Origin of the sequence: Enterococcus sp. OL5, assembly GCF_006491895.1 — a bacterium.
Classification (GTDB): Bacteria; Bacillota; Bacilli; order Lactobacillales; family Enterococcaceae; genus Enterococcus_D; species Enterococcus_D innesii.
On the sequence record NZ_VHIL01000036.1, the window covers coordinates 1 to 3,894 of the forward strand.

At 35.5% G+C, this 3,894-nt stretch carries 4 protein-coding genes; all 4 read right to left on the reverse strand.

The features are described from left to right. Positions 1-4: 4 nt before the first annotated feature. Positions 5-151: a helix-turn-helix domain-containing protein gene (locus tag FJU10_RS19925; RefSeq protein WP_411268853.1), complete on the reverse strand. Its 147-nt coding sequence runs from the start codon at positions 149-151 to the stop codon at positions 5-7. Positions 152-1,592: 1,441 nt separating this feature from the next. Continuing rightward, a complete protein-coding gene (locus FJU10_RS18870) occupies positions 1,593-3,287 on the reverse strand; it encodes an oleate hydratase (RefSeq protein ID WP_140966736.1) in 1,695 nt (564 codons plus the stop codon). Positions 3,288-3,326: 39 nt separating this feature from the next. Next, on the reverse strand, positions 3,327-3,461 hold the full coding sequence (locus FJU10_RS18875) for a hypothetical protein (RefSeq protein ID WP_054115942.1): 135 nt from the start codon (positions 3,459-3,461) through the stop codon (positions 3,327-3,329). Positions 3,462-3,761: 300 nt separating this feature from the next. Next, on the reverse strand, positions 3,762-3,894 hold a 133-nt coding region (locus tag FJU10_RS18880; RefSeq protein ID WP_140966737.1), incomplete at its 5' end, for an IS3 family transposase.

The following is a 3,894-nucleotide window of genomic DNA, read 5'->3' on the forward strand; positions in this document are numbered from 1 at the left end:
TCAATTAAGTTATATTTAGCCGTGAAATAAAGTATAAAAAATATCTGATATTATTTTCATCCCCTTCAAATCTCAATGGCCTTGCTTTTATGATAATATCATATTGCTCAAAAAATAAATTCATTGTTTTATAGATCTTTTCACTGTTGATTCACTCACATGCAGAGCATTAGCCAAAGAAATATAACTTTCGTATTGCTCAAAAAAATATATTCAACTATAGAACACTCTAAACTTGCTGCTAGTATTTTAGAAACACAAAAATCATATGATCCGTTTTGAGGAATACTTAAATGGACCATATGATTTTTAGGAAACACCTTACATGGGTAAATGGTGTCATTAAGTATATTTATTGAGGATAATAATTTTGAAGAACTTATGTTCATACTATTTATAAGATCATATGATGACCTTGGACCATGAAAGTATAAAAGATTGAGTAATTGAAGTAATTGAGCATCTTTGTCAGATAATATATTCACTTTAAACACCTTTCTTTTATAAAGTAATCTATCAGAAAAATATTAGCGATTTATGTGAACGCAGAGGAAATAAAATTTCTTTTTATAAAAATATCGTCTCCATTAAGCTTCAAAAAAATTATCACCAATAAAGATAGCATTCTTTGCTCAAAGACTAGAATGAAATTACGCATGTGCTACACTCGTGGAACTATTAATCATTAAACCATAGGCTAGTAGTAATAATCAAATTTGTAAAAAGTTTGATATTGAATTAAATAGCTATAAAATAATAGTAGTTATTTCCGAATTTTTGCAGAAAATCCTGTAACTGAATGATTTGCAAAGGTTATTTGTATCTTGTTGGATTCGATGGTAAATGATCAAAACAAAATGATAGTTATAATAACGAAGACTTTTACGTGCTAGATAGCTTATCAGAAAATTACCTAGTTACATTGTTGTTTCTAACCATAATGAAAAAATTAAGTGCTACTCGTTAGTAAATAATCTTTCTTTTTTTCATTATAAATTGTGTGAGCGAACAACGCAACTAAATCACTTTCAAATTATTATTAGTCAAATATCTCTATACAAGCTCTAATTGACGGTTTTATGAGTATCTATTTATCTAAATAAGAACAGCAGTTTATCCGAAAATATTTCATAGGATTTTTCTAAAACAAATATTTCCTAGTTTGTAAACTGAATTTGATACAATATTGAGTAATGTTACTATACGTAGAAGCATACCTTTATTTTTTCTTCTGTTGATACTTTCTGAATAAACTGTTAGCATTCTCATCATAAAGACCTTGATTTACGATCAGTGAGGTTGACTAAAAGATTTTTAGAAATTTTTTTAATAAGTACAACTTTGCCTTTTTCCAGAGTGACGAGAGTACAAGTCTCCTAGTTATAACTAAATTGTCAGTTATATCTTTCTCTATCAACAACTGAGTTCTCTTCTGTTAGAATCAAATTAATTAGACTTATTTAGCTGTTCATTAAAAATGGTAAAAATTTCAAAAAAGTTGTAACCTATCCCCACTGAATAAAGGTTACAACTTTCTCAAATCAATACTATATATCCAATCGTTATGACATAACAATATAATTGTTATTAAGTTAAGCAAACATCTTCTTCGCCGCACGAGCCAATGTTTTCAAATCTTTGTCATAGCGTGGTGTAGGTACCAACCGTGACATTGGAATGCCGGCAAAGTGGAATGCCGCAATTTCCCCAGAACGGACAGCGCTTTGTTCTGTGAAAATCATTTGATAGGGTTGTTCCACAAATTCTCCAGTGAAAGCCAGATTGGTGGAATGAGCTGGAATCACTTTTGGCCGATCGCTTTTGGCACGATTGTTGAACAATGCAGAGGCATACGGCATATACACAGGAATATTGTTGATGACACTATCCATGATCAATGCTTCTTTGTCTCGAATATTGCCAGGTCCGGGATCGACTTTAGACAACTGGCCAATCAATTCTTGCACCATTTCTTTCCCAGTCATTTCGATATAGGGTTTAGTCACAAATTCCCCTACCCGACGCGGATATAAGAAGTACCCCCAAATGACGGTTTCATTCGGTTTTTGACTGGTGAAGTGCGGTTGGTGATGAACCACGATCGACATATTGACATCTTTTTGATGCAAAGGCGAAATCGGCGTTGTGGAAATAAATGAATTCAAGGCATTCCCTGGTTCTTGTGTAGTGATACGTGTGATTTCATTCAGCAATAGATGGTCTTTGGTCGTCAAAGTAAAGCTGACCCACTCGCTCGCATCACGATCCGCGAAAAATTTATCCGGGGTACCCAGATTATAAAACTGCTCAGCCGCTTTTTTCCAAAGACTAGAGGCTGCACCGTAATCCATATTTTCTGCAGCGGGTGTATCAAAATCACCTAATGTCGCTGAATCAGTGATTGACCCATTGGTAAAGATAACAGCTGTATCATCATCAACTGCAACATACTCTTCTTGATTGGTCGTCACATTCAACATGTGTAACCCAGTCACAGTGATTTCATCTTGCATCGTGGTGTCTTTGAACGACCAATCTGTAACTAACCGATCGAGGACGATGTGGCACCCTTGTTCTTTCAAGTAATTGATCAAAGGCAGCATGATGCTTTCATATTGATTGTAGCGTGTCCGATTGACCCCCACTAAATGCTCGATTTGTGTAAATTCGTAAATCATTTGGTGCATATAGCGCCGTAATTCTTGCGCGGAACTCCGGGTCCGAAAGGCAAACGTTGTTTCCCACATGTACCAAAAATTGGATTCAAAAAAGGCTGGATCTTCTTTGAAGTATTCGGCAATGGTGACATTGTCTAATTTTTCTTCTTCACTGTCAGGCATCATGATCATTTGTGTCAGCAACATACGGCTTTTATTGTTCAAGCCTAAATGACCGCCATCAATGATCCCCTTACCGCCTTCCAATAGTCTGGCTTTATCAAATGTCCGATGTTTCGCATCAAAATCGCGGGTATCTTCTGCAGCGGTCATGTTTGGTTCCGTCGCAGAAGGAATCCGATCCAACAGATCCATCAAGTCCACGTAGGTTCGATAGTTTAGCATGCGGCCGCCTCGCGCCACATACCCTTTTTGATTCTCCATAGGATGATTCTTGTTCCAGTATTCATCTGTGACATCCCCAGTAGGTGCCCCATCATTTGATCCATGATCGTCGAGAGAGTAAAACGTGATTTGTTCGCCTTGCCATTTGCCTTCTTGAATCAGGTAAACTGCGGCTGCCATATTGGATAATCCTGCACCGATCATGATTGCTTTTTTCTTTTGCATTGCGCTTCCTCCTATTTATACATCTTGCTCAACTTCCAGCTAATTCAATGTTGAATCATATTCATCGTATAACCAAGCATCATCTTCAAAGAAACCTGTCTTCTTCGCTAGATATCCTGCACCAGCTGCAGCGATCCCTAAACCGATACTTAATAAGATCATTTTTTTCTTCATGTGATTTCGCTCCTTTATTTTTCATTTTTTGCTGTAGTCATATTACAAGTCTATCGTAGTACTCATGTATAAATAGTTCAAATGATAGGTTGGCGAAAATGATTATTTTTATACATTTTTAGGGATTTGTCAAAACATAGACTATTTAATCGAGTGGTGCTAGTTTCAAAACTTATCGGGTTTTTCGTATAGGCAAAAATTATTTGGTTTTTTAATTTATAGAACTGAAGAATGTAATGACCCCAAAAAGTTAGACTTTTTCGGAATGAAGAAATGGAGTTGTCAAGAAAAACTAGACACTTAGTTAAGAGAATAAGCGGATTTTTTTTCAAAATCTCTAGGAGATTGGTAGTCAAGGGCAGAGTGTATGCGTTTTGTGTTATAGTAAGTTTCAATATATTTAAATATCTCCATTTGAGCTTGATCGATATCG